This window comes from Pseudonocardia sp. ZF1 (genome assembly GCF_056835605.1).
This window is the reverse complement of record NZ_JAJNBY010000001.1, coordinates 3,114,413-3,136,309: the sequence shown is the minus strand read 5'-3', so window position 1 is coordinate 3,136,309 and position 21,897 is coordinate 3,114,413. Positions and strand designations below refer to the sequence as shown.

At 74.3% G+C, this 21,897-nt stretch carries 21 protein-coding genes; 10 read left to right on the top strand and 11 right to left on the bottom strand.

The genetic code is table 11. The features are described 5' to 3' along the window. Positions 1-107: 107 nt before the first annotated feature. The 6 genes from ZF1_RS15220 to ZF1_RS15195 all read left to right on the top strand — a co-directional run bounded on the left by ZF1_RS15220 (position 108) and on the right by ZF1_RS15195 (position 5,398). Complete coding sequence (locus ZF1_RS15220; protein ID WP_482637590.1) at positions 108-485, top strand: hypothetical protein; 378 nt, start codon at positions 108-110, stop codon at positions 483-485. Positions 486-588: 103 nt separating this feature from the next. Next, on the top strand, positions 589-1,377 hold the full coding sequence (locus ZF1_RS15215) for a reverse transcriptase family protein (protein WP_482637589.1): 789 nt from the start codon (positions 589-591) through the stop codon (positions 1,375-1,377). 189 nt (positions 1,378-1,566) lie between these two features. Continuing rightward, positions 1,567-2,745: a Cmx/CmrA family chloramphenicol efflux MFS transporter gene (locus ZF1_RS15210; protein WP_482637588.1), complete on the top strand. Its 1,179-nt coding sequence runs from the start codon at positions 1,567-1,569 to the stop codon at positions 2,743-2,745. A gap of 81 nt (positions 2,746-2,826) precedes the next feature. Continuing rightward, positions 2,827-3,348: a hypothetical protein gene (locus tag ZF1_RS15205; RefSeq protein ID WP_482637587.1), complete on the top strand. Its 522-nt coding sequence runs from the start codon at positions 2,827-2,829 to the stop codon at positions 3,346-3,348. A gap of 3 nt (positions 3,349-3,351) precedes the next feature. Then, a complete protein-coding gene (locus tag ZF1_RS15200; protein WP_482637586.1) occupies positions 3,352-4,023 on the top strand; it encodes a hypothetical protein in 672 nt (223 codons plus the stop codon). Between the two features lie 82 nt (positions 4,024-4,105). After that, a complete protein-coding gene (locus ZF1_RS15195) occupies positions 4,106-5,398 on the top strand; it encodes an HNH endonuclease signature motif containing protein (protein WP_482637585.1) in 1,293 nt (430 codons plus the stop codon). Positions 5,399-5,420: 22 nt separating this feature from the next. On the opposite strand, the gene ZF1_RS15190 is transcribed toward ZF1_RS15195, so the two are convergent. From ZF1_RS15190 to ZF1_RS15155, 8 genes are all read right to left on the bottom strand, one after another. Further along, positions 5,421-6,110, bottom strand: a complete 690-nt coding sequence (locus ZF1_RS15190) for an NUDIX hydrolase (RefSeq protein WP_482637584.1) — start codon at positions 6,108-6,110, stop codon at positions 5,421-5,423. Further along, positions 6,103-6,489, bottom strand: coding sequence for a VOC family protein (locus ZF1_RS15185; protein WP_482637583.1), 387 nt, complete (start codon positions 6,487-6,489; stop codon positions 6,103-6,105). The genes ZF1_RS15190 and ZF1_RS15185 overlap by 8 nt, the downstream gene beginning before the upstream one ends. A 126-nt stretch (positions 6,490-6,615) precedes the next feature. Next, a complete protein-coding gene (locus ZF1_RS15180) occupies positions 6,616-7,914 on the bottom strand; it encodes an extracellular solute-binding protein (protein ID WP_482637582.1) in 1,299 nt (432 codons plus the stop codon). An 8-nt stretch (positions 7,915-7,922) separates the two neighbouring features. Then, positions 7,923-8,750, bottom strand: coding sequence for a carbohydrate ABC transporter permease (locus tag ZF1_RS15175; RefSeq protein WP_346103707.1), 828 nt, complete (start codon positions 8,748-8,750; stop codon positions 7,923-7,925). After that, entirely contained in the window at positions 8,747-9,622 is an 876-nt protein-coding gene (locus tag ZF1_RS15170) for a carbohydrate ABC transporter permease (protein WP_482637581.1), read from the bottom strand. Before ZF1_RS15170 ends, ZF1_RS15175 begins: the two co-directional genes overlap by 4 nt. Beyond that, on the bottom strand, positions 9,619-11,013 hold the full coding sequence (gene gad / locus ZF1_RS15165) for a glutamate decarboxylase (protein WP_482637580.1): 1,395 nt from the start codon (positions 11,011-11,013) through the stop codon (positions 9,619-9,621). The genes ZF1_RS15170 and gad overlap by 4 nt, the downstream gene beginning before the upstream one ends. A gap of 33 nt (positions 11,014-11,046) precedes the next feature. Beyond that, positions 11,047-12,432, bottom strand: coding sequence for an acyl-CoA synthetase (locus tag ZF1_RS15160; RefSeq protein ID WP_251782425.1), 1,386 nt, complete (start codon positions 12,430-12,432; stop codon positions 11,047-11,049). Between the two features lie 25 nt (positions 12,433-12,457). Further along, positions 12,458-13,741, bottom strand: a complete 1,284-nt coding sequence (locus ZF1_RS15155; RefSeq protein WP_251782426.1) for an SLC13 family permease — start codon at positions 13,739-13,741, stop codon at positions 12,458-12,460. Between the two features lie 119 nt (positions 13,742-13,860). Here ZF1_RS15155 and ZF1_RS15150 point away from each other — a divergent pair, with 119 nt between their 5' ends. After that, entirely contained in the window at positions 13,861-14,610 is a 750-nt protein-coding gene (locus ZF1_RS15150; RefSeq protein WP_251782428.1) for an IclR family transcriptional regulator, read from the top strand. Positions 14,611-14,700: 90 nt separating this feature from the next. Here ZF1_RS15150 and ZF1_RS15145 read toward each other — a convergent pair whose 3' ends face one another. Then, the gene (locus ZF1_RS15145; protein ID WP_482637579.1) at positions 14,701-17,508 is read right to left on the bottom strand and encodes an aconitate hydratase; all 2,808 of its coding nucleotides are present in this window, start codon (positions 17,506-17,508) and stop codon (positions 14,701-14,703) included. A 331-nt stretch (positions 17,509-17,839) separates the two neighbouring features. Here ZF1_RS15145 and ZF1_RS15140 point away from each other — a divergent pair, with 331 nt between their 5' ends. Next, positions 17,840-19,207: a C40 family peptidase gene (locus tag ZF1_RS15140; RefSeq protein WP_251782430.1), complete on the top strand. Its 1,368-nt coding sequence runs from the start codon at positions 17,840-17,842 to the stop codon at positions 19,205-19,207. Here the strand turns inward: ZF1_RS15140 and ZF1_RS15135 are convergent. Next, on the bottom strand, positions 19,191-20,099 hold the full coding sequence (locus ZF1_RS15135) for a LysR family transcriptional regulator (protein ID WP_224402348.1): 909 nt from the start codon (positions 20,097-20,099) through the stop codon (positions 19,191-19,193). The genes ZF1_RS15140 and ZF1_RS15135 overlap by 17 nt on opposite strands. A gap of 72 nt (positions 20,100-20,171) precedes the next feature. On the opposite strand from ZF1_RS15135, the gene ZF1_RS15130 reads away from it, so the two are divergent. Both ZF1_RS15130 and ZF1_RS15125 read left to right on the top strand, forming a co-directional pair. Beyond that, positions 20,172-21,068: an EamA family transporter gene (locus ZF1_RS15130; protein ID WP_482637578.1), complete on the top strand. Its 897-nt coding sequence runs from the start codon at positions 20,172-20,174 to the stop codon at positions 21,066-21,068. Beyond that, positions 21,065-21,241, top strand: a complete 177-nt coding sequence (locus tag ZF1_RS15125) for a VOC family protein (RefSeq protein WP_405416929.1) — start codon at positions 21,065-21,067, stop codon at positions 21,239-21,241. Before ZF1_RS15130 ends, ZF1_RS15125 begins: the two co-directional genes overlap by 4 nt. Before the next feature lies 1 nt (position 21,242). On the opposite strand, the gene ZF1_RS15120 is transcribed toward ZF1_RS15125, so the two are convergent. Further along, positions 21,243-21,776: a hypothetical protein gene (locus ZF1_RS15120; RefSeq protein WP_482637577.1), complete on the bottom strand. Its 534-nt coding sequence runs from the start codon at positions 21,774-21,776 to the stop codon at positions 21,243-21,245. Positions 21,777-21,897 lie beyond the last annotated feature (121 nt).

The following is a 21,897-nucleotide window of genomic DNA, read 5'->3' as shown; positions in this document are numbered from 1 at the left end:
GGCAGGACAGCGCTGCCGGCGGCGCGCGGCGGACGGAGAACACCGGTCGACCCCCGCCGCCGCATCACCCCGCCGTCCGGGGGCCGCCGCACGGCACGGGGCCGCTGATGGCACCGGACCCGGCGGCGATCGCCGCGGCCGCCTGCGCCGGGCGCTGGGGCACGGACCCGCTGACCGAGCGGCTCGCCCGGCTCGGCGGCTGGTCGGGCCCCGACGAGCTGGCCGGCGTCGTGGGCGCCCTCGTCGCCCGGCGGCGCCGCGCCCCGCGCGGATCCCCGGCCGGTGTCGAGGCCGAGGTCGCCACGCTGCTGGCGGGGCCGCGCCGGCACCGGACGGTCGTCCAGCCCGACCCGGTGTGGCGCCTGCCGGTGCCGCGCTGGACGACCTGCCCGCCCTGGCCGCCGCCCTGCACCTCGACGACGGCGAGCTCGCCTGGTTCGCCGACCCCGGCGGCTGGCGGCGCCGCGCCCCGGACGGCCCGCTGACCCACTACCGGCGGCACTGGACACCGTCGCGCTCCGGGACGCCGCGCCTGGTCGAGGCACCCGCCCGCGGCTCGCCGAGCTGCAGCGCCGGATCGTGCGCAGCGTGCTCGACCGGATCCCGGTGCACCCGGCCGCGCACGGCCACGTCCGCGGCCGCAGCCCGCACACCCTCGCCGCGGAGCACCGGGCCCGGCCGATGGTGCTGCGCCTGGACCTGGAGGGCTTCTACTCCCACGTCACCGGCGGCCGGGTCGCCGGACTCCTGCTGGTCGCGGGGTACCCGCCCGCCGTCGCCGCCGCCGTCGCCGGGCTGCTCGTCATCACCACCCCGCCCGGGGTGCTGCGCGCCTGCCCGCACCGGGGCGACCCCGCCCCGCGACGACGGCTGCTCGATCGCCTGGCCGCACCGCACCTGCCGCAGGGGGCGCCGTCGTCGCCGACGGTGGCGAACCTGCTCACCTACGGGCTGGACCGGCGGCTGAGCGGCCTGGCCGCCGCGGTCGGCGCCGTCTACGGCCGCTACGCCGACGACCTCGTGTTCTCCGGCGACGCGACGCTGCCGGTGCAGGGCCTGGCGCAGCGGGTGGCCGCGATCGCCGCGGAGGAGGGCTTCCGCGTCCGCCCGGACAAGACCCGGATCATGCCCGCGCACCACCGGCAGAGGATCGTCGGGCTCGTCGTGAACGGCAGCGAGCCCGCGGCGTCGCGCCGCGACCACGACGAGCTCCGCGCGATCCTGCACAACGCGGCCAGCACCGGCCCGGACGCCCGGAACCGGGCCGGGCACCCCGCGTTCCGCGATCACCTGTTGGGACGGATCGCCTGGGTGGGGCACGGGCGCCCGGCCCGGGCGGCGCGACTGCGGGAGTTGTTCGACCGCATCGTCTGGTGAGCGGCCCGGGAGCGGAAACGGCGGGCGCCGGGGGAGCGCGGCGGCTACGGTGACGGCCGTGAGCAGCCCGGAGTCGAACAGGCGGTAGCCACCGGTCCCCACCGGTGGCGGCGACCTCCCCTGCCTGCTCCCGGTGACGAGGCCGGACCGGCGTCCGTTCCACGACCCCGTCACCCACGGAGTTCCACCGTGCTGCTCGTCGTCCTCGCCTGCGCCGTGTTCGCGCAGGCCACCTCGGAGTTCATGCTCGCCGGGCTCGTCCCGGACATCGCCGCCGACCTCGGCGTCACCCCGCTCGCCGCCGGGTCGTTGACCTCGGCGTTCGCCGTCGGGATGGTCGTCGGCGCGCCGCTCGTGGCGCTCGCCGCCCGTCGGCTGCCACCGCGGCTCGCGCTGCGGGGGTTCCTCGCCGCGTTCGTCGCTGTGCACGTCGCCGGGGCGCTGGCCCCCGGACTCGGGGTCCTGCTGGTCACCCGGGTGCTCGCGGCGCTGTGCACCGCCGGGTTCCTCGCCGTGGCCCTGTCGGTCGCGGTCGCCGCCGTGCCGCCGGAGCGCACCGCCCGCGCGACCGCGACCCTGCTGTCCGGCACGACCCTCGCCCTGATCGCCGGCGTGCCGGCCGGGGCGCTGGTGGGGCAGGCGTTCGGCTGGCGGGCGACGTTCTGGTCGGTCGCGGCGGTCGCCGCCGTCGCGCTGGTGGGGGTCGTCGCCGGGGTCCCGGCCGACGACGGCGGCCGGGCACCCGCGCCCGGTCCGCGGGCCGAGCTGACGGTGCTGCGCCGGGGCCCGGTCGTCCGGACACTCGCGCTCGGCGCGCTGGTGAACGGCTCGACGTTCGCCGCGCACACCTACCTGTCCCCGCTGCTGGCGACGGCGGGCGGCCCGCCCGCGGTGCCCGCCGGCCTGTTGCTGTTCGGGGTCGGCGCCGTCGCCGGGGTGGGCGTCGCGGGCCGGTTCGCCGACACCCGCACCCGTCCGCTGCTGCTCGTCGCGGGCGGCGCGCTGCCGCCGGGCTGGGTGGCGCTCGCCGTCGGTGCCGCGCACCCGGTGGCGGTCCTCGCGCTGGTGGGCCTGCTGGGCGCGCTCGGGTTCGCGGTCGGCTCGACGCTGATCGCGCGGGCGCTGACGCTCGCCCGCGAGGCGCCGACCCTCGGCGGCGCGGTCGCCACCGCGTCGCTGAACGCCGGGGCGACGGTGGGCCCGCTGCTGGGCGGTGCGGGACTCGCCGTCGCCGGGCCCACCGGTCCGGTGTGGACGGCGGCGGCGCTGGCCCTGGTCGCCGCGCCGCTGCTGGCGAACGTCGCCCGCCCGCCACGTGCTGCAACGGACCCTGTCATCACTTCCGATGAACGGCCGTCCGGTCGATAACGACGTGCTCCGTCCGGAGCGATCCACCGGGCGTACGGGCCGTGTCGGGCGGCCCCCGAGGTCGACCGGGGAGACCGCGCGATGATCCTGCACCGCCGCGCACGCCGTTCCGTGCCCCGCCTCGTCCTGGCCGCTGTGGTGCCGGCGACGACGGCCGCCGCGCTCTGCGTCGCGTCGTTCGCCTCCGCGGCGCCGGTGGTCGCCGGGCCGGCGGCCCTGCGGGCGGCGGCGTCGGGGCCGAGCGCGGTGGCGCGGGACTTCCCGGCGCCGGTGGTCCCGGACGGGATCGTGCCCGACGCGCCGCTGGAGTCGTTCGTCCCGGAGCCGGTGGTCTACACCTGTGAGCCGTGGGCGGACGCCAAGTTCGGGGACCCGGCGCACCCGAACGACATCACCAACAAGGCCTGCCCCGAGCCGAACGCCGCGAAGGAGCAGGCGCAGCGGGAGTACCTGGAGCAGCAGCGACGGCAGAATGGCGAGTACGTGGACCCGGCCGAGCTGGTCGCCCGAGGCCAGTACGAACCGGGCGCGGGCTACCCGGTGGGCTCGGCCGAGCGGGCGAGATGTCTGCAGAACCCTCTCGACCCGATCTGCGGGGGCTGAGCCGTGCACGCGACGCTCCTACGGTGGCTCTCACTGGTCGGGGTCCTCGTCGTACTCACGACCGGCGTGGTCACCGCGTTGGTCGTGATGCCTGCCTCGAATCCGGTCGCCGCACCGCCCGCGCCTCCCGCGGTCGCCGTGGTCGTTCCCCCACCGGTCGCCACCGCGGCGTCGGCGACGGGGGTGGACGCGGTCGAGCAGACCCCGCGCACGACGGCTCCCGCCGCGACCCCGGCGCCCGTCCCACCGTCGGCCGTGGCCGGGACGGACCTCGACGGGCTCTGGGCGCGCTGGCAGCAGCTGAACGACGTCTGCCGCGGCGAGACCGGCCCGGACAGCGACCGGGCCTGCGTCGACCGTGCCGAGGTGCAGGAACGCCATGCGCGACGCAGCGCCGACGAGTTCCTGACCGCGTGGCGGGCCGGTGACGCCACCGGGATGCGCCGGCTCAGCGCCGACGACGCCACGGACAACGTCGGCCGCCCCCTGGTGCCGAACCTGCTCGCGTTCATCCCCGCCGAGTCGCGTGTCGAGCTGAACTACGACGTCGTCGGCTCCGGCCGGGTGTCCGCCTTCATGACGACGACCGGCGGCGGCCCCGCCCTCTATCTGGAGTGGGACATGGACTACGAGCGCGGATGGGTCGTGGCGAGCTACGCACCCGACGTGGGCTGACCACCGAGCCGCTCGTCGCCGTACACCGTCCGCGCAGCTCAACGGGCACTCATCGAACGCATGGTCGAGTAGAATCAGATGCGTGGACGAGCTCTGGAAGACCGACGACGAGGACCTTCTCGTCGCGATCGCGGCCGTCCAGGAACGGATCAACCGCGAGTCCGCGTCCCTGGTCGCCCTCGTCGCCGAGGTCGCCACCCGCGGTCTGGCCGGGGCGAAGGGGTTCCGGGACACCGCGGACCTGCTGCGCGCGGTGCAGAACGTCGGGGCGTCCACCGCCCGTGCCCGGGTCGACGCCGCCCGGAAGCTCTCGCCGCTGTTCCTGATCACCGGTGACCAGGTCGACCCCGAGCTGCCGGTGCCGGCGGAGGCGTTCGAGCAGGGCGCGGTGACCCCCGAGCACGTGCGCGTGATCATCCGGGTGCTCGCCTCGCTGCCCCCGCATCTCGGCGAGCACCGGCCGGTGCTGGAGGCCGACCTCGTCGCCCACGCCGGGACCCTGGATCCCGATGCGGTGGACACGCTCGGCAGGCGGGCCGTCGCGCTGCTGGATCCCGACGGGCCGCGTCCGCGGGAACCGAAGCCGACCCGGAACCGGCTCGCGTTGCGTCCGCAGGGGTCGGGGTTCGAGGCGCGGGGCTGGTTGGACACCGAGTCCGCCGCGGTCCTGCGCAGCGCGCTGTCGCCGCTGACCGCCCCGGTCCCGCCCGACGGCGCCGGGCAGGCACGGGACGAACGCTCCACGGCCGAGCGCAACGGGGACGGTCTGGTCGAGCTGGCCCGTCGGTTGCTGGCGGTCGGGGACCTCGGCGTCGAGAACGGGCAGTCGGTGGCGCTGACCGTGACGGTGCCCCTGGAGACCCTGACGTCGGGTGCCGGGGCCGGGTTGCTCGGGTTCGGTGCGGGTGGGTCGTCCGCGGCGATTGCGGCGCAGGACGCTCTGCGGTTGGCGTGTGATGCGCGGGTGGTGCCGATCGTGCTGGCGTCGACGGGCGAGCCGTTGTTCGTCGGCCGGGAGTCGCGGTTGGCGAACCGGGCGCAGCGTCGGGCGTTGGCCCAGCGCGACGGCGGGTGCGCCTTCCCGGGGTGCGAGGCGCCGCCGCAGTGGTGCGTGGCCCACCACGTCCGGCACTGGGCCCACGGTGGATGCACCGACCTGACGAACCTGGTGCTGCTGTGTCCGCACCACCATCGCATGATCCACATCGGGGACTGGGCGGTCGAGATCGACGGCGGGTTCCCGGTGTTCCATCCACCGCCCTGGGTGCCGGGCGGGCCCCGGCGCAACCCGCTCCACCGGCCCGACCTGCCCGTCCCACGAAGCCCTCGGCACAGTGCTCCGGTGCTGCTCGACGCCGTCCTGGCCTCGTCGTGAGCGGCCTACGCGGGCGCCGCGGTCACAGCGACTCCCACTCCAGCTCCGGGCCGGGCGGCCACGGCCGCTCCCACCCGCCCAGGCGCAGCACCGCGTCGACGACGTCGCCGGTGAACCCCCACACCACCACGTCGCCGCCCACCCGGAACCCGGGGCCCCGCCAGGCCCCGCCGCCGGCCCGGAGCCGGAACCGGTGCGCCGGGTCGGCCAGCGCCGCCAGCGGCACGTGCAGCACCGCCTCGGTCTCGGCCGGGTCGACCGCGTGCAGCCGGGTCGGCGTCCGCCAGTGCCCGAGCACCGCGGTCACGTGGAACCCGGTCAGCAGGATCAGACGCGGCAGCATCGCGACGACGTCCACACCGGACGGGTCCAGCCCGGTCTCCTCGGTGGCCTCCCGCAGCGCCGTCGCGGCCGGGTCGGTGTCGCCCGGGTCCGCGCGGCCCCCGGGGAAGGAGATCTCCCCGGAGTGGTGGCGCAGTCGTCGGGCCCGCCGCTGCAGCACGACCTCCGGTCCGTCCGGGCCCTGGCCGAGCAGTACCAGAACGGCCGACTGCCGGGGCCCGACGTGGTCGGGGGGCAGGTCGTTCGCGCTGATATCGCGCGGCCCGGCGTGCTCCAGCCCGCGCAGCAGCGGCCCCATCCAGTCCGGGGCCCGGCCGGGGTCGGGCCGGGCGGCGTGGAGCCAGCGCCGGGCCGCGGCGACGTCACACATACGGCCGGGTGATCATCTCCAGATAGTGACCGGCCGGGTCGAGGAAGTACACCCCGCGCCCGCCGTGCTCCTGGTTGCTCTCCCCGGGACGCGTGCGCTGCGGGTCGGCCCAGTGCTCCGTCCCGTCCTCGACGAGCCGGGCGTACGCGCGGTCGAACAGCGCGTCGTCGACGAGGAACGCGTAGTGCTGCGGCTGGATCTCGGGCACCACGTCGAGCGGCAGGTCGGCGAACTGGAGGAGGACACCGCCGTCGAGGGCGAGGTTGGTGAACGGCCCCCAGGACGGCGCCTGCGCCGCCTCCAGGACGTGCCGGTAGAACGCGGCGGAGGCCACCCGGTCCCGGGCGGCGATGATCGTGTGGTTGAACGTGCAGGCCATACGGGTCTCCTGACGACAGCGGGGACCACGCGCACGACCTGCGGGAGGAGCTGCGCCCGCGGGCCCGTGCGGGACTGGCGGGAACTCCTTCCGGCTGGGCCCATCGGGGGCGCACCGCGGAGGTTATCAGCGCAGGGCGGCGTTGCCGATGTCCTGCGCGGTCCGCAGCCCCGGGCCGACCGGCACCCGGCCGGCGAACAGCTCGTCGAGCGCGGGCTCCATCGCCGTCGTCGCCGCGCCCACCTTCGGGCCGGACGGGGCCGGGGTCGTCGGGCCGTCCGCGACGAACTCCCGGGTGTCGACGCCGCGGCGCGCCCAGTAGTCGAACCAGCCACGCTGGGCCGCGGTCACCGCGGGCAGCCCGGCGCCGCTGTCGCCCACCGGGGCGGCTCCCTCGGGGGAGCCCAGCCAGCGCAGCACCCGCAGGATCTCCGGGCGCCTCGGGCTGTCGGCGTTGCCGGCGGCCACGATGCTCGACACCACGCTGACCCGGCCCCGCGGGCCCTCGACCATGGGGGCGACGCCCCAGTCGAACGTGGCGCCCTCGGCGATGTTGGCCAGGTTGTAGGTGCCGCTCTGGAACAGCGCCATCCGGCCCTGCAGGAACTGGTCGCGGCTGAAGTCCGGGTTCTGGTTCGTGTCCGCCGCGGACGGCGCCACCCGCTCGGTGTTGATCATGTTCACCAGGTAGCCGAACGCCTGCTCGCCCGCGGGCGTCGCGACGTCGAAGGTCTCGTCGGGCGCCTGGAGCCGGCCACCCGCCGAGCCGAGGAAGTCGAGGTAGATCGCCTGCAGGTCCCGGGCGGCGTTGAAGCCGTACTGGCGCACGGTGCCCGGGTCGAACCCGGGGGTGCCGGCGCTGCGTCCGGCGGCGTCGCGGGTGAGCTTCCGGGCGGCGGGGAGCAGGGTGTCACGGGCCGGGTCGGTGGGGTCCCAGCGCAGCGCGGCCGGGTCGACGCCCGCCGCGCGGACGAGGTCCTTGTTGTAGAACACGGCGATCCGGCCGTCGGTCACCACCGGGACGCCCCACAGGGTCCCGCCGCGGGTGTACTGCGCGGCGGCGGCGTCCACCCAGCCGGCGCGCTGGTCGGCGAGCGCGGCACCGACGTCGATCAGTCTCCCGGCGTCGGCGAACGCCCCGAAGTTCGACGAGTTGACCCAGTAGACGTCGGTCGCGGTGCCGGACGCGACGTCCAGCGGCAGCGAGGTGAAGTAGTCCGTGAACGGTACCTGCACGAGCTCGACCCGGATGTCCGGGTTGGCCTGCGAGAACGCCGCGAACGAACGCTCGTAGGCCGCCGCGACCCGGGTGTCCCACAGCCGCAGCGTCACCGTGGTGACGCCGTCGGCGTCGTCGTCGAAACGGGACGCCGGTGAGCACGCCGCCAGCAGCAGCACCCCGACCAGCGCCAGAGCGGCGCCCATCCGCCGTCTCACCGGAACCCCGTGATCGTGATCGAGCGGACCACGCTGCGCTGGAACACCAGGAACAGCACGATCAGCGGGACGATCGCCACCGTCGTCGCCGCCATCACGACCGGCCAGTTCCCGTTGTACTGCGTCTGCAGCCCGGCGGTCGCCACCGTCATCACCTGCCAGGTCCGGCCGGAGGTGATGACCAGCGGCCACAGGAAGTTGTTCCAGTGCGTCACCACGGTGATCACCGCCAGCGTCGTGAGGATCGGCCGGCTCACCGGTACCACGACGTGCCGCAGGATCCCGATCGTCCCGGCGCCGTCGAGCCGGGCGGCGTCGATCAGGTCCTGCGGGATGGTCCGGAAGTGCTCACGCAACAGGAAGATCGCGAACGGCGACCCGAGCACGTAGGGCAGCACCAGCGCCCAGAACGTGTTCCGCAGCCCCACCTCGGTCATCATCAGGTACAGCGGGATCACCGTCACCGCCTGCGGCACCATCAGCGTCCCCAGGTACACCCAGAACAGCGCGTCCCGGCCGGGGAACTCCAGCCGCGCGAACGCGTACGCCGCCAGCACCGAGAACAGCAGCTGCCCCACCAGGACGACGACCACCACCTGGGCGGTCACCGCGATCGGGGTCACGAAGTCGTAGTCCCGGCCGAACAGGGTCACGATGTTCTCCACCGTCGGCGGGGCCGGCGGTGACAGCACCGGCGTCGACGCGAACTGCCGGGTCGTCTTCAGCGCCGTCGTCACGCTCAGCACGAACGGCGCCAGCGTCGCCACCGCGCCCACCAGCAGCGCGACCAGCACGGCCGCGTCGACGAGCCTGCCGCGCCTCACGAGTCGAGCTCGTAGGTCGTGCGACGGCTGAACCACCGCTGCTGGGCCACGGTCACCACCACCAGGATCACGAACAACACCACCGCCATCACCGCGGCCTGCCCGACCGCGCGGTTCTCGAACGCCTCGTAGTAGATCCGCCCCGCGACGACGTCGGTGACACCCTGCGGGCCGCCGTTCGGCGTGAGGGCGTACACCGAGTCGAACACCTGGAAGCTGGAGATCACCCCGGTGACCAGCACGAAGAACAGCGTCGGGCGCAGCAGCGGCAACCGGATCCGCCACAGCAGCTGCCACGCCGAGGCCCCGTCGAGCCGGGCCGCCTCCACGATCGTGTCCGGGATGGCGCGCAGCCCGGCCAGGAAGAACAGGGCGACGTAGCCGACCTGGGTCCAGGCGGTCACCGCGGCGACCGACGGCAGCGCCAGCGCCGGGTCGGCCAGCCACTCGACGCGGATCCCGAGCAGCGCGTTGAGCGCGCCGTCGGTGGGGGACAGGATCCACCGCCACACCACGCCCAGCACCAGCGGCGCGCAGATCCACGGCAGCACGAAGACCACCCGGAACACCGTCGTCCCGGACAGCCCGCGGTCCAGGAGCAGCGCGGCCGCCAGCCCGAGCACGGTCTGCACCGGGATGACGATGAGTACGAAGAACGCCGTCACCAGCAGGGACCGCGCGAACCGGCCGTCCGCGGCGACCGCGGCGACGTTGTCCAGCCCGACGAAGGTCCGCGGCCCGACCAGGTCCCACCGGAACAGCGCCAGCCCCAGCACGATCAGCACCGGGACCAGCAGGAACAGCACCACGCCCACCAGGCTGGGGGCCAGCAGCAGGTACGCGGTGCGGGTGTCCCGCCGGGACCGGCTCACGTCCCGTGGGCGAAGCCCGCGGCCTCGCTCCCGCGGACGGGACCGGCCTGGCGGCGCAGCCGCTCCAGCAGCCGCGCCAGGTCGTCGAGCAGCAGCGCGGCCAGGTCGTGGCTGAACCCGTTGCGGACCACGATCCGCAGCGCCGCCAGGTCCTCCCGGTTCCCCGGGAACGTGTACGCCGGGACCAGCCACCCCGTCTCGCGCAGACCCGCCGACACGTCGAACACCGAGAACGGCTCGCCGTCGGCGACGGTGAACGCGAACACCGGCAGCTGCGAGCCGTCGGTGAGCAGCCGGAACGCGCCCGTCGCCTCGATCCGCCGGGCCAGCCCGGTCGCGATCTCCCGGCAGGTGCCCTGCACCCGGGCGTAGCCCTCGTGCCCCAGCCGCAGGAAGTTGTAGTACTGGGCGATCACCTGGCCGCCGGGGCGGGAGAAGTTCAGTGCGAACGTCGGCATGTCACCGCCGAGGTAGTTCACCCGGAACACCAGGTCCTCGGGCAGCGCGTCCGTGTCGCGCCACACCGCCCACCCGACGCCCGGGTGCACCAGGCCGTACTTGTGGCCGGAGGTGTTGATCGATGCCACCCGCGGCAGCCGGAAGTCCCACTCCAGGTCCGGGTCGCAGAACGGCGCGATCATCGCCCCGGACGCGCCGTCGACGTGCACCGGCACGTCCAGCCCGGTGCGGGACTGCAGGTCGTCGAGCGCCGCGCACAGCTGCGCGATTGGCTCGTAGCTGCCGTCGAAGGTGGACCCCAGGATCGCGACGACGCCGATGGTGTTCTCGTCGCACAGCGCGACGGCCTCCTCGACGCCCAGGTGCAGCCGGTCGCCCTCCATCGGGACCAGCCGCGGCTCCACGTCCCAGTAGTTCGCGAACTTGTCCCAGCAGATCTGGACGTTCACGCCCATCACGATGTTCGGCCGGTCCGCCGGGAGACCCGCCGCCTTCCGCCGGTGCTGCCAGCGCCGCTTGAGCGCCAGCCCGCCGAGCATGCACGCCTCCGACGACCCCGTCGTCGAGCAGCCCACGGCCCGCCCCGGGTCGGGGGCGTGCCACAGGTCGGCGAGCATCCGCACGCACCGCTGCTCCAGGTCCGCGGTCCGCGGGTACTCGTCCTTGTCGATCATGTTCTTGTCGAAGGACTCGGCCATCAGCCGCTCGGCCTGGGGCTCCGCCCACGTCGTGACGAACGTGGCGAGGTTCAGCCGGGCGTTGCCGTCGAGCATCAGCTCGTCGTGCACGACCTGGTAGGCGACCTCCGGGTGCATCCCGGTGCCGGGGATGCGGAAGCGGGGGATGTCGACAGGCTCGGAGGCGAAGACGGGGTTGACCGGGACCGCGCGGTCGTCGCCGCGGTCCTCCGAGGGTGAGTGCGCACCGGGCATGATCCGAACCTAGGACCGATCGGCCCGGTCCGCTCAGGTTCCGAGCAGCTTCTTCTGGACCTTGCCCATCGGGTTGCGGGGCAGGGCGTCCAGGAACACGACCTCGCGCGGCCGCTTGTGCCAGGACAGCTGCCCGGCGACGTGGTCGATGAGGGCCTGTCCGTCGCGGGTGTCGCCGACGACGTAGGCGACGATCCTCTGGCCGAGGTCGGGGTCGGGGGCGCCGACGACGGCGACCTCGGACACGGCGGGGTGGTCGAGCAGGACGGCCTCGATCTCGCCGGACCCGATCCGGTAGCCGCCGGACTTGATGAGGTCGGTGGACTCGCGGCCGACGATGCGGTGGAACCCGCCCGCGTCGCGGACGGCGAGGTCACCGGTGCGGAACCAGCCCTCGCCGGCCCAGCACTCGTCGTTCGCGTCCGGGCGGTTCAGGTAGCCGTCGAACAGCATCGGGCCGCGGACCTCGAGGCGCCCGACGGTCTCGCCGTCGTCGGGGACGTCCTCGGGTGCCTCGTCGGACGCGGGGAGCAGCCGGGTCTGCGCGCCCGGGACGGGCAGTCCGACCCAGCCGGCGCGGCGCTCCCCGGAGGCGTGTGCGGACAGGGTGATCATGGTCTCGGTCATGCCGTAGCGCTCGACGGGTGCCTGCCCGGTGAGCGCGGCGATCCGGTCGAACAGCGATGCGGGCAGGGGCGCGCTGCCCGACACCAGCAGCCGGGCCCGGGACAGGGCGCGGGCGGCGTCGGGCTCGTCGACGATCCGGTTCCACACCGTCGGCACCCCGAAGTACATCGACGCCCCGACCGCGGCGTAGCGGGCGGGCTGCGGCTTCACCGTGTGCACGACCCGCGACCCGCGGCGCAGCGACCCCAGCACACCCAGGATCAGGCCGTGCACGTGGAACAGGGGCAGGCCGTGGGCGACGGTGTCGTCGGGGGTCCAGTCCCAGACCTCGTACAGGGCGTCGAGGCCGGCGGCGATCGCGGCGCCGGACAGCTGGGCGCCCTTGGGGCGGCCGGTGGTGCCGGAGGTGTAGAGCAGCATCGCGGTGGCCGCGGGGTCGACCGGGCGCGTGCCGATCGGCTGCGACCCCGGGAGGACCACGGGGAGGTCGACGTCGTCGGGTCGTTCCCCGGCCCACGCGGTGGCGCCGGAGTCGGTGAGGACGTGGCCGCGCTCGGCGGGTCCGGAGTCCGGCGGCACGGGCACGACCGGCACGCCGGCGAGGATCGCGCCGGTGACGGCGACGACGGTGTCGATCGAGGCGGTCGCGTGCACCGCGACCGGGCCGTCCGCGGGGATGCCCGCGGCGAACCGGCCCGCCCGGTCGACGAGCTCGGCGCGCGAGAGCACGTCGTCGCCGACGGTGACGGCGCGGTCGAGGTCGTGGCTGTCGGTGAGCGAGGTGAGGAACAACGTCGTTCTCCTGGTGGTGACGGGGTCAGACCGCCATGGCGGGCAGCACGAGGGCTCCCACCAGCGCGATCGGGCCGATGACGACCATGGACAGGCCCCAGCGGGTCAGCAGCGCGGTCATGCGGGGACGTTCCTGCTCGTCGACGGTGGTGGCGACCAGCGTCGCACCCACCGTCGAGAAGGGTGACACGTCCACGATGGACGAGCAGACCCCCAGTGCGCAGATCAGCGCCCAGCCCGGGATCCCGCCCTGCTGGACCAGCGGGATCGCCAGCGGCACCAGCGCGGCGAGGATGCCGGTGGTCGACGCGAACGCCGACACCAGCCCGCACACCGCGCAGACCACGAGGGCGGCGAGCAGCGGGACGGTGAGGCTCGCGGCGAGGTCACCCAGCAGGTCGACCGAGCCGATCTCCTGCAGCACACCGACGTAGGTGATGATGCCGCCCACCAGCAGGACGGTGGACCAGTCGATCTCCTTCAGGGCGCCGCGGCCGCTGTCCGGGTCGACCAGGGTGAGCACCGCGCCGAAGGCGAAGGCCAGCACCCCGACGTCGGGCTCGGCGCCGAGCACCGCCAGCACGACGACCGCCGCGACCAGACCGAGCATCGCGACGACGGTGATCCAGTGCGTCATGCGGAACGGCTCGCGGGCCGGGGGCTCCTCGTCGCCGGGCACCTCGGGCCCGGCGCCGCCGCCCGTCGTGACCGGGACGCGGCTGCGGGCGGAGAACATCAGGTAGGACGCGCCCAGCAGCACCAGGTTCGCGATGATCGCGACCGCGAACAGGGTCAGCGGGTTGAGGGCGATGCCCGCCGCCGACGCCGTCCCCCAGGTGACGATCCCGAACAGCGACGTCGGCGCGAATCCGCCCGCCGACAGCCCGGTGCCGATGGCCAGCGCCATCAGCATCGGGTCGATCCCGCGCCGGTGCGCCACCGTCATCCCGATCGGCGCCATGACCAGCCCGCCCAGTGGCGAGCCCATCGCCGACACCACACCGGTGAGCACGAAGAACGTCAGCGGCAGCGCCGCGGTCCGGTCGCCGACGACGACCAGCGCCCGGTCCACCAGCCGGCCGATGGTGCCGTTGGACTTCGCGATCCCGAAGAAGAACGTCACCCCGACCAGCAGGACCAGGATGTCGACGGGAAAGCCCGCGACGATGTCGTCGAGCGGCAGGCCCGCGACGAGCAGCCCCATGCCGGCGGCGGCCGCGAACATGACGATCCCGATGTGGGACCGGCGGACCTCGGCGATCACGAAGACCGCCGCGAACACCACCAGCGTGATGACCTGCACCGCCATGCCTACCCCCGTTGGTACGCGCTTGTCGTGTCGGTCCATCTGGTGGCACAGTGGTTCGTACAGTGGACCGTCTGGGAGCGGACAGTAGGTCGCCCGAACGGGGGAGGTCAACACCGGACATGGCTCCGACCAACAGCGTCGTCTCCGCGGTCCGCGTGCTGGAGGCGGTGGGGGAGCGGCAGCCCGTGGGGCTGTCCGACCTCGCCCGCGCCGTCGCGCTGCCGAAGTCCACCGTGCAGCGGATCCTGCGCACCCTGGGCGAGGTCGGCTGGTGCGTCGCCGACGACACCGCGCGCTGGCGGCTCACCTACCGGGCGTTCGCCGTCGGCAACCAGGCCCGCGACGCCGGGGGCCTGCGCGCGGTGGCGGTCCCGGTGCTGCACGAGCTGCAGCTCGCGACGGGGGAGACCGTGCACCTGGCCGCCCCGGACGGCCGCGAGCTGGTCCTGCTCGAACGGCTCGACACCGCGCACCGGCTGCGCGCGTTCCTGCCGCTGGGCCACCGCATCCCGCTGCACGCCTCGGCCACCGGCCAGGCCTACCTCGCCGCCTGCACCCCGGCGGAGGTCGACGCCTACCTCGCCGGCCCGCTGGAACCCTCCACCCGGCACACCGTCGTCGACCCCGACCTGCTGCGGGCCCGGATCGCCGAGGTGCGCGAGCGCGGGTGGTCGGTCAATCCCGAGGGGCTCTCCGACGGCATCGCCGCGGTCGGCGCCCCCGTCCTCGGTCCCGACGGCCGTCCGGTCGGGGCGCTGTCGGTGTCCGGCCCCACGGTGCGCATGTCCGAGGAGGTCTTCGACGACCACGGCCGCGCCGCCGCCGACGCGGCCCGGCGCATCTCCCGCGACCTGGGGGCCCGCCCGTAGGAACGACCCCGCAGGAACGACCCCGCAGAACGACGGAGCCCGCCCCTCGGTGAGGGGACGGGCTCCGTGTGGTGGTGGGTGCTGCGCGCGTCAGCTCTTCAGCATGCCCCGCAGGACGTACTGCAGGATGCCGCCGTTGCGGTAGTAGTCCGCCTCACCGGGGGTGTCGATCCGGACCTTCGCGTCGAACTCGACGGTCTCGCCGGAGTCCTTCGTCGCGGTCACGTGCACCGACTTCGGGGTCCTCCCGTCGTTCAGCTCGGTGATGCCGGCGATGTCGAAGGTCTCGGTGCCGTCGAGCCCGAGGCTCGTCGCCGACTCGCCGTCCGGGAACTGCAGCGGGACGACGCCCATGCCGATCAGGTTCGAACGGTGGATCCGCTCGAAGGACTCGACGATGACGGCGCGCACGCCCAGCAGCGCGGTGCCCTTGGCCGCCCAGTCACGCGAGGAGCCGGAGCCGTACTCCTTGCCGCCCAGCACGACCAGCGGGGTGCCCTGCGCGGCGTAGTTCTGCGCGGCGTCGTAGATGAACGACTGCGGCGCCCCGTCCTGGGTGAAGTCGCGGGTGTAGCCACCCGAGACGTCGTCGAGCAGCTGGTTGCGCAGCCGGATGTTCGCGAACGTGCCGCGGATCATCACCTCGTGGTTGCCGCGCCGCGAACCGAAGGAGTTGTAGTCCTTCTTCTCGATGCCGTGGGAGTCCAGGTACTCCGCGGCCGGGGTGCCCGGCTTGATCGCACCGGCCGGCGAGATGTGGTCGGTGGTGACCGAGTCGCCGAGCAGCGCGAGCACACGGGCGCCGGAGATGTCGGTGACCGGGTCCGGCTCGCCCTTCATGCCCTCGAAGTACGGGGGCTTGCGGACGTAGGTGGACTTCTGGTCCCACTCGAAGGTCCGGCCCTCCGGGGTGGGCAGCGCGCGCCAGCGGTCGTCGCCACGGAACACGTCGGAGTAGCTCTTGGTGAACATCTCCGAGGTGATCGAGGAGTCCACGACCGCGTTGATGTCCTCGGTCGAGGGCCAGATGTCGCGCAGGTAGACCTCGGCGCCGTCCGAGTCCCGGCCCAGGGGCTGGTTCTCGAAGTCGAAGTCCATCGTCCCGGCCAGCGCGTAGGCGATGACCAGCGGCGGGGACGCCAGGTAGTTCATCTTGACGTCGGGGTTGATCCGGCCCTCGAAGTTCCGGTTGCCCGAGAGCACCGAGACGACGGTGAGGTCGTTGTCGTTGACCGCCGCCGAGATCTCCTCCGGCAGCGGGCCGGAGTTGCCGATGCAGGTGGTGCAGCCGTAGCCGACGAGGTTGTAGCCGAGCTTGTCGAGGTAGGGCCAGAGACCGGCCTTCTCGTAGTAGTCGGTGACGACCTGGCTGCCCGGGGCCATCGAGGTCTTGACCCACGGCTTGGTGGTCAGGCCCTTCTCGACCGCGTTCTTCGCCAGCAGCGCCGCGCCGAGCATGACGCTGGGGTTCGAGGTGTTGGTGCAGGAGGTGATCGAGGCGATCACCACGGCGCCGTGGTCGAGCACGAACTCGCCGCGCGAGTCGGACTTCACGGTGACCGGCTTGGACGGGCGGCCCTCGCAGCCGTCCGCGGCCGACATGACGACCGGCGCGGCGTCGTCGTCGGCGAAGGAGAGCGCCGGGGCGTCGCTGGCCGGGAAGGACTCGTTCGACGACTCGTCCACGCCGGCGAGCGGGCTCGGGGCCACGCCGTCGTCGGTGTAGTCGTGCACGGTCTTGCGGAACGCCGGCTTGGCGTCGGTCAGCTCGATGCGGTCCTGCGGGCGCTTCGGGCCGGCGATCGACGGGACGACCGTCGACAGGTCGAGCTCGAGGGTCTCGGAGAAGACCGGCTCGTGGTCCGGGTCGTGCCAGAGGCCCTGCTCCTTGGCGTAGGCCTCGACCAGCGCGATCTGCTCCGCCGAGCGGCCGGTCAGCTTCAGGTAGCGGACGGTCTCCTCGTCGATCGGGAAGATCGCCGCGGTCGAGCCGAACTCCGGGCTCATGTTGCCGATGGTGGCGCGGTTGGCCAGCGGCACCGCGCCGACGCCGGCGCCGTAGAACTCGACGAACTTGCCGACGACGCCCTGGCGACGCAGCATCTCGGTGATCGTGAGCACCACGTCGGTGGCGGTCACACCGGTCGGGATCTCCCCGGTCAGCTTGAAGCCGAGCACCTGCGGGATGAGCATCGAGACCGGCTGGCCGAGCATCGCGGCCTCGGCCTCGATGCCGCCGACGCCCCAGCCCAGCACGCCCAGGCCGTTGACCATGGTGGTGTGGGAGTCGGTGCCGACCAGGGTGTCGGGGTAGGCCTGCCCGTTGCGCGGCATGACCACGCGCGCCAGGTTCTCGATGTTGACCTGGTGCACGATGCCGGTGCCGGGCGGGACGACCTTGAACTCGTCGAAGGCGCCCTGGCCCCAGCGCAGGAACTGGTAGCGCTCCTTGTTGCGGCCGTACTCGAACTCGATGTTGCGCTCGAACGCGTCGGCGGTGCCGAAGAAGTCGATCATCACCGAGTGGTCGATGACCAGCTCGGCGGGCGCGAGCGGGTTGACCTTGGACGGGTCGCCGCCCATCTCGGTCACGGCCTCGCGCATGGTCGCCAGGTCGACGACGCAGGGCACGCCGGTGAAGTCCTGCATGATCACCCGGGCGGGGGTGAACTGGATCTCGGTGTCCGGGTCGGCCTGCGGGTCCCAGTTCGCCAGGGCGGTGATGTGGTCCGCCGTGACGTTCGCACCGTCCTCGGTGCGGAGCAGGTTCTCGAGCAGGACCTTCAGGCTGAACGGCAGGCGCGCGGAGCCCTCCACCGCGGAGAGCCGGAAGATCTCGTAACCGGTGCCCCCGACGTCGAGCTGTCCTCGGGCGCCGAAGCTGTCGGTGCTGGCCACTTGGTGGTCCTCCCGTGGTGGTGGGCGGTCGCTTTGTCCGGTGCGGTGAACGCGCCCCGCCTCGCGGGCCGGGGGTGCTCACCTGCGTCGTGCCGGAGTCTCGCGCACCGCCGTGCCGGCAGCAGCGCGGACCCTCGTGACGCAAATAGTACGCCTGTCCTATAAGCCTGGCGAGGCGGGTGTGGCCGGGGTCGCGGTGCCGTCACGGGTGTGGTGTCCCTCGTGCGGTGGACGGGTCCGGTGTGTCGCACGGGGTTCGGGTGACGCGAGTGGCACTGTTCCCAGTCGATTCCCCGTCGATCCCGCCCGCCCCCCCGGAAGGAACCTCCCCGTGACGCGCCAGCCGTCGGCGACCCTCGTCGTGGTGGCCGTGCTCGTCGCGGTCGCGCTGGCCTCGCCCGGGGTGGGCGCGGCCGCGACCGTCGTCGTGCCCGCCGCCGCGGTGCTCCCGGCCCAGCCGCCGCCCCCGCCGCCGCCGAACCCCGGCGACGACGAGCTGGAGCGCAGCCGCCAGTCGGTGCAGGACCGGGCCGCCGAGGTCGGCCGGCTCACCGCCCGCCTCGCCGAGCTCGACGCGCAGGCCGAGCAGCTGCAGATGGAGGTCGCGGGGCGCAACGAGGAGGCGCTCGCCGCCCGGGACACCGCCGACGCCGCCGGTCGCGAGGCCGAGACCGCCGCGGCCCGGGCCGCCGACGCCCGCGCCGCGACCGAGGCCGCGGGCCGCGCCGTCGACGACGCCCGGACCCGGATCGACGCCTTCGTCGGCGACGTCTACACCCACGGTCTCGACCTGGGCCCGCTCGGGCTGCTCTCGCGGGCGACCGACCCGCAGGACCTGATGGACCGGGCCCGGCTCACCGACGCGCTCAGCGAGGACCAGGCCGCGGTCCTGGAGCAGCTCCAGCAGGCCCGCATCGCTCAGGCCAACGCCGACTCCCTCGCCCGCGCGGCGCAGGAGGAGGCCGACCGGCGCCGCGCCGACGCCGAGCAGGCCTCGGCGGCGGCCGACTCCGCCGTCGACGAGGCCGTCGCGGCCGCCGACGCCCAGCAGACCCGGCTCGACGCGGTGCACACCGAACGCACCGACGTGCAGTCGCGGCTCGACGCCGCCGAGAACGCCGACGCCGGGCTGCGTGCCCAGCGTCAGCGCTACGAGGCGTGGCGGGCCGAGCAGGCCCGGCTCCAGGCCGAGGCCGACCGGCGGGCCCGGGAGGAGGCGGCGTCGCGGGTCGCGCAGGAGTCCGCGCCGTCGGACGGCCCCGCGCCGCGGCGCACCGGGTCGGCGGCGATCGAGACCGTGATCGACCGGGCGATGGCCCAGCTCGGCACCATCTACGCCTGGGGCGGCGGCAACTCGCGCGGACCGACCCGCGGGATCCGCGACGGCGGCGTCGCCGACGCCCACGGCGACTTCCGCAAGGTCGGCTTCGACTGCTCCGGTCTGATGCAGTTCGCCTTCGCCGGGGTCGGCATCAGCCTGCCCCGCTACAGCGGCAACCAGGCCAACGCCGGCCGGCTGGTGCCGATCTCGGACATGCGGCGCGGGGACATGCTGTCCTGGGCCGAGGGCGGTCGCACCCACCACATCGCCATCTACCTCGGCGACGGGAAGATGCTCGAGGCCCCGTACTCGGGCGCGAGTGTCCGGGTCACCCCGGTCCGCTACGACGGCCTGAACAAGGTCACCCGGCTGCTCTGACGGCCGCGGCCTCGCCGGTCAGCTCGTCGAGCACCAGCCGCACCGCGGGCCGGGTCACCGCACCGCGGGTCACGGCCCGCACCAGCCGGGCGGCCCGCACCCCGGCGAGCGGGCGCAGTGCGAGCCGGGCGCCGTCGCGGTGGTCGGTCGAGTAGCGGGGCAGCAGCGCGACGCCGTGCCCGTGCGCGACGAGCTCCTCGGTGACCGAGAAGTCGTTGATCCGCTGCACCACCCGCGGCACGGTGCCGGTGACCAGTGCGAGCGAGTTGAGCACGTCGTCGACCGGCCACCCGACGGCGACCGAGATCCAGTCGGCGTCGACCAGGTCGGACAGGTGCACCTCGGCGCGGTGGGCCAGCGGGTGGTCCGGGGGCAGGGCGACGTCGAGGGGCTCGCGCAGGAGCGGGTGCACGGTGAGCCGGCCGGTGCGCAGCGGGTCGAGCCGTTCGTCGTGGTGGGTGACGACGACGTCGGCGTCGGCCGCGGCGGCCGGGACCTCCTCCGGGCGCAGGTCGAGGTCGCGACAGGACAGCGCCAGCCCGGGGTGGGCCGACGCCCGGCGCAGCAGCCCGGGCAGCAGCAGCCGGGCCGCCGACGGGAAGAACACCACCCGGACCGTGCCCAGCGGCTGCTCGCGCAGGCCCGCGGTGGTCTCCTCCAGCCGGCCCAGCGCGTCGAGCACCTCCTGCGCCCCGTCGACGACGGCCCGCCCGGCCGCGGTGAGCCGCAGCCCGCGCCCGTCCGGTGCCGTCAGCTCCAGGCCCGCCTCCCGGGACAGTGCCTTGAGCTGCTGGGACACCGCGGACGGGGTGAAGTTCAGCGCCGCGGCGACAGCGGTGACCGAGCCGCGGTCGGCGAGCTCGCGCAGGATCCGGAGCCGCCGCACATCCATGCAGGAACGCTACAACATCGTTTCAGTTGTTGTCGCTGGTCTGCACGGTCTCGGGACGGCAGCGTGGACGCCGTGACCGTTCGTGACCGCCTGCTCGCCGTCGTCGTCGCCGTGTTGTGGGGCGCCAACTTCATCGCCATCCACGTCGGGCTCGAGCACTTCCAGCCGCTGTTCCTGGCCGGGCTGCGGATGCTCGTGCTGGCGGTCCCGACGGTGCTCCTCGTGCCGCGGCCGCGGGTTCCGCTGCGCTGGCTCGTCGGCTACGGGCTCGGGTTCGGCACGGTGCAGTTCCTCTTCCTGTTCCTGGGGATGTACGCCGGGATGCCGACCGGGCTCGCGTCGCTGGTCCTGCAGGCGTCGGGACCGTTCACGCTCGTGATGGGTGCGCTGCTGCTGCGCGAGAGGGTGACGCCGCGGCAGTGGGCCGGGATCGGCGTCGCCGTGCTCGGGCTGGGGTGCATCGCGCTGGCCCGAGCCCAGTCCGCGGCGCTGCTGCCGGTCGTGCTGACCCTGCTCGGCGCGCTCGGCTGGGCGGCCGGGAACCTGTGCAGCCGGCTGGCCCAGCGCGACGGCGAGGCGGTCGACCCGCTGCACCTGACGCTGTGGATGACCGTCGTGCCGCCGGTGCCGATGCTGGCCGCCTCGGCCGTGGTGGAGGGTCCGGGCGCCTGGGGCGACGTCGTCGCGATGGTGACCCCCGACGGCGTCGCCGGGCTGGTCGCGCTCGTGTACCTGTCGCTGGTCGCGACGGTGCTCGCCGCCGGGATCTGGACCGGGCTGATGCGCCGCTACCCGGCGGGGCTCGTCGCGCCGCACTCGCTGCTCGTGCCGGTGGTCGGGATGAGCCTGGCGATGGTGCTGCTGGGGGAGCGGCCGTCGGTGACCGAGCTGGTCGCCGGGGTGGTGGTCGTCGGCGGGGTGCTGGTGGCCTCCGCGCCCGCCCGGCGTCGGGTACCGGTGGCGGCATGAGACTGCGCTGCACCGCGCTCGTGGTCGACGACTACGACGCCGCCGCGGAGTACGAGCGGCTCGTGGCGCTCGGGGTGGAGTTCGAGGGACCGCCGCGGGTGGCGGCCCACGGCACGGTCGCGGTGTTCCGCGACGTCGCCGGGAACCGGTGGGACCTGCTCTCCGGGCCGTGAGTCAGGCGCGCCGGCGCCGTCGGCGGTTGCGGCGACGGCGGCTCGGGACGAGGAACGCCGCCGCGGTCCCGACCAGGGCGACGACCCCGAGCGCGACGAGGGCCGTCACGAACGCGCCCGTCGGCTCCGTGGTGGCCGGAGGCTCGGGCGGTGCCGCGGGCGCGGCCGCGACCTCGTGGGTGGCGGTGCAGATGTTGTCCTCGTACGGGCTCGCCGGGTTCAGCGGGTGGAACTCGTAGCGGGTCCCGGTGGCGTACGACCGGTCGACCGAGGTCGCGGTGTCCGGTCGGGGGGTGGGGGAGCCGACGACCTGGACGTCGCGGCCGTCGTCGGTACGGACCTGCGCGACGCGGCCGTCGGCGGAGGTCGAGGCGACGGTGCCGGTGAACGCGTGGGCGGAGCGGGGTGGGTCGGCGATGCACGAGGCCCTGGCCGCCGGGCTCGTCGTCCCGCTCGCCGCGGTCGCCGCACCCGTCGCGCTCGTCGGGGCGAGGAGCGCCAGGGCGGCGAGCAGCGGGACGGCGAGACGGGGCACTGGGTCATCCTCGCGCGTGCGGGGGTCGCGCGCCTCCGCCGTCCAGCCGAGTGGTCGGGCCAGGGACGCCGTCGTCGGAGCGGAGCTCGAGTCGTGGCGGGACGGCCTGGCCGTCGAGGCG

Bases quoted from the DNA above. Each gene is read 5' to 3' on its own strand.
- ZF1_RS15205 (WP_482637587.1), top strand. From the start codon at position 2,827: ATGATCCTGCACCGCCGCGCACGCCGTTCCGTGCCCCGCCTCGTCCTG.
- gad (WP_482637580.1), bottom strand. From the start codon at position 11,013: ATGCCCGGTGCGCACTCACCCTCGGAGGACCGCGGCGACGACCGCGCG.
- ZF1_RS15220 (WP_482637590.1), top strand. From the start codon at position 108: ATGGCACCGGACCCGGCGGCGATCGCCGCGGCCGCCTGCGCCGGGCGC.
- ZF1_RS15185 (WP_482637583.1), bottom strand. From the start codon at position 6,489: ATGGCCTGCACGTTCAACCACACGATCATCGCCGCCCGGGACCGGGTG.
- ZF1_RS15190 (WP_482637584.1), bottom strand. From the start codon at position 6,110: ATGTGTGACGTCGCCGCGGCCCGGCGCTGGCTCCACGCCGCCCGGCCC.
- ZF1_RS15150 (WP_251782428.1), top strand. From the start codon at position 13,861: ATGGCTCCGACCAACAGCGTCGTCTCCGCGGTCCGCGTGCTGGAGGCG.
- ZF1_RS15180 (WP_482637582.1), bottom strand. From the start codon at position 7,914: ATGGGCGCCGCTCTGGCGCTGGTCGGGGTGCTGCTGCTGGCGGCGTGC.
- ZF1_RS15155 (WP_251782426.1), bottom strand. From the start codon at position 13,741: ATGGCGGTGCAGGTCATCACGCTGGTGGTGTTCGCGGCGGTCTTCGTG.
- ZF1_RS15135 (WP_224402348.1), bottom strand. From the start codon at position 20,099: ATGGATGTGCGGCGGCTCCGGATCCTGCGCGAGCTCGCCGACCGCGGC.
- ZF1_RS15125 (WP_405416929.1), top strand. From the start codon at position 21,065: ATGAGACTGCGCTGCACCGCGCTCGTGGTCGACGACTACGACGCCGCC.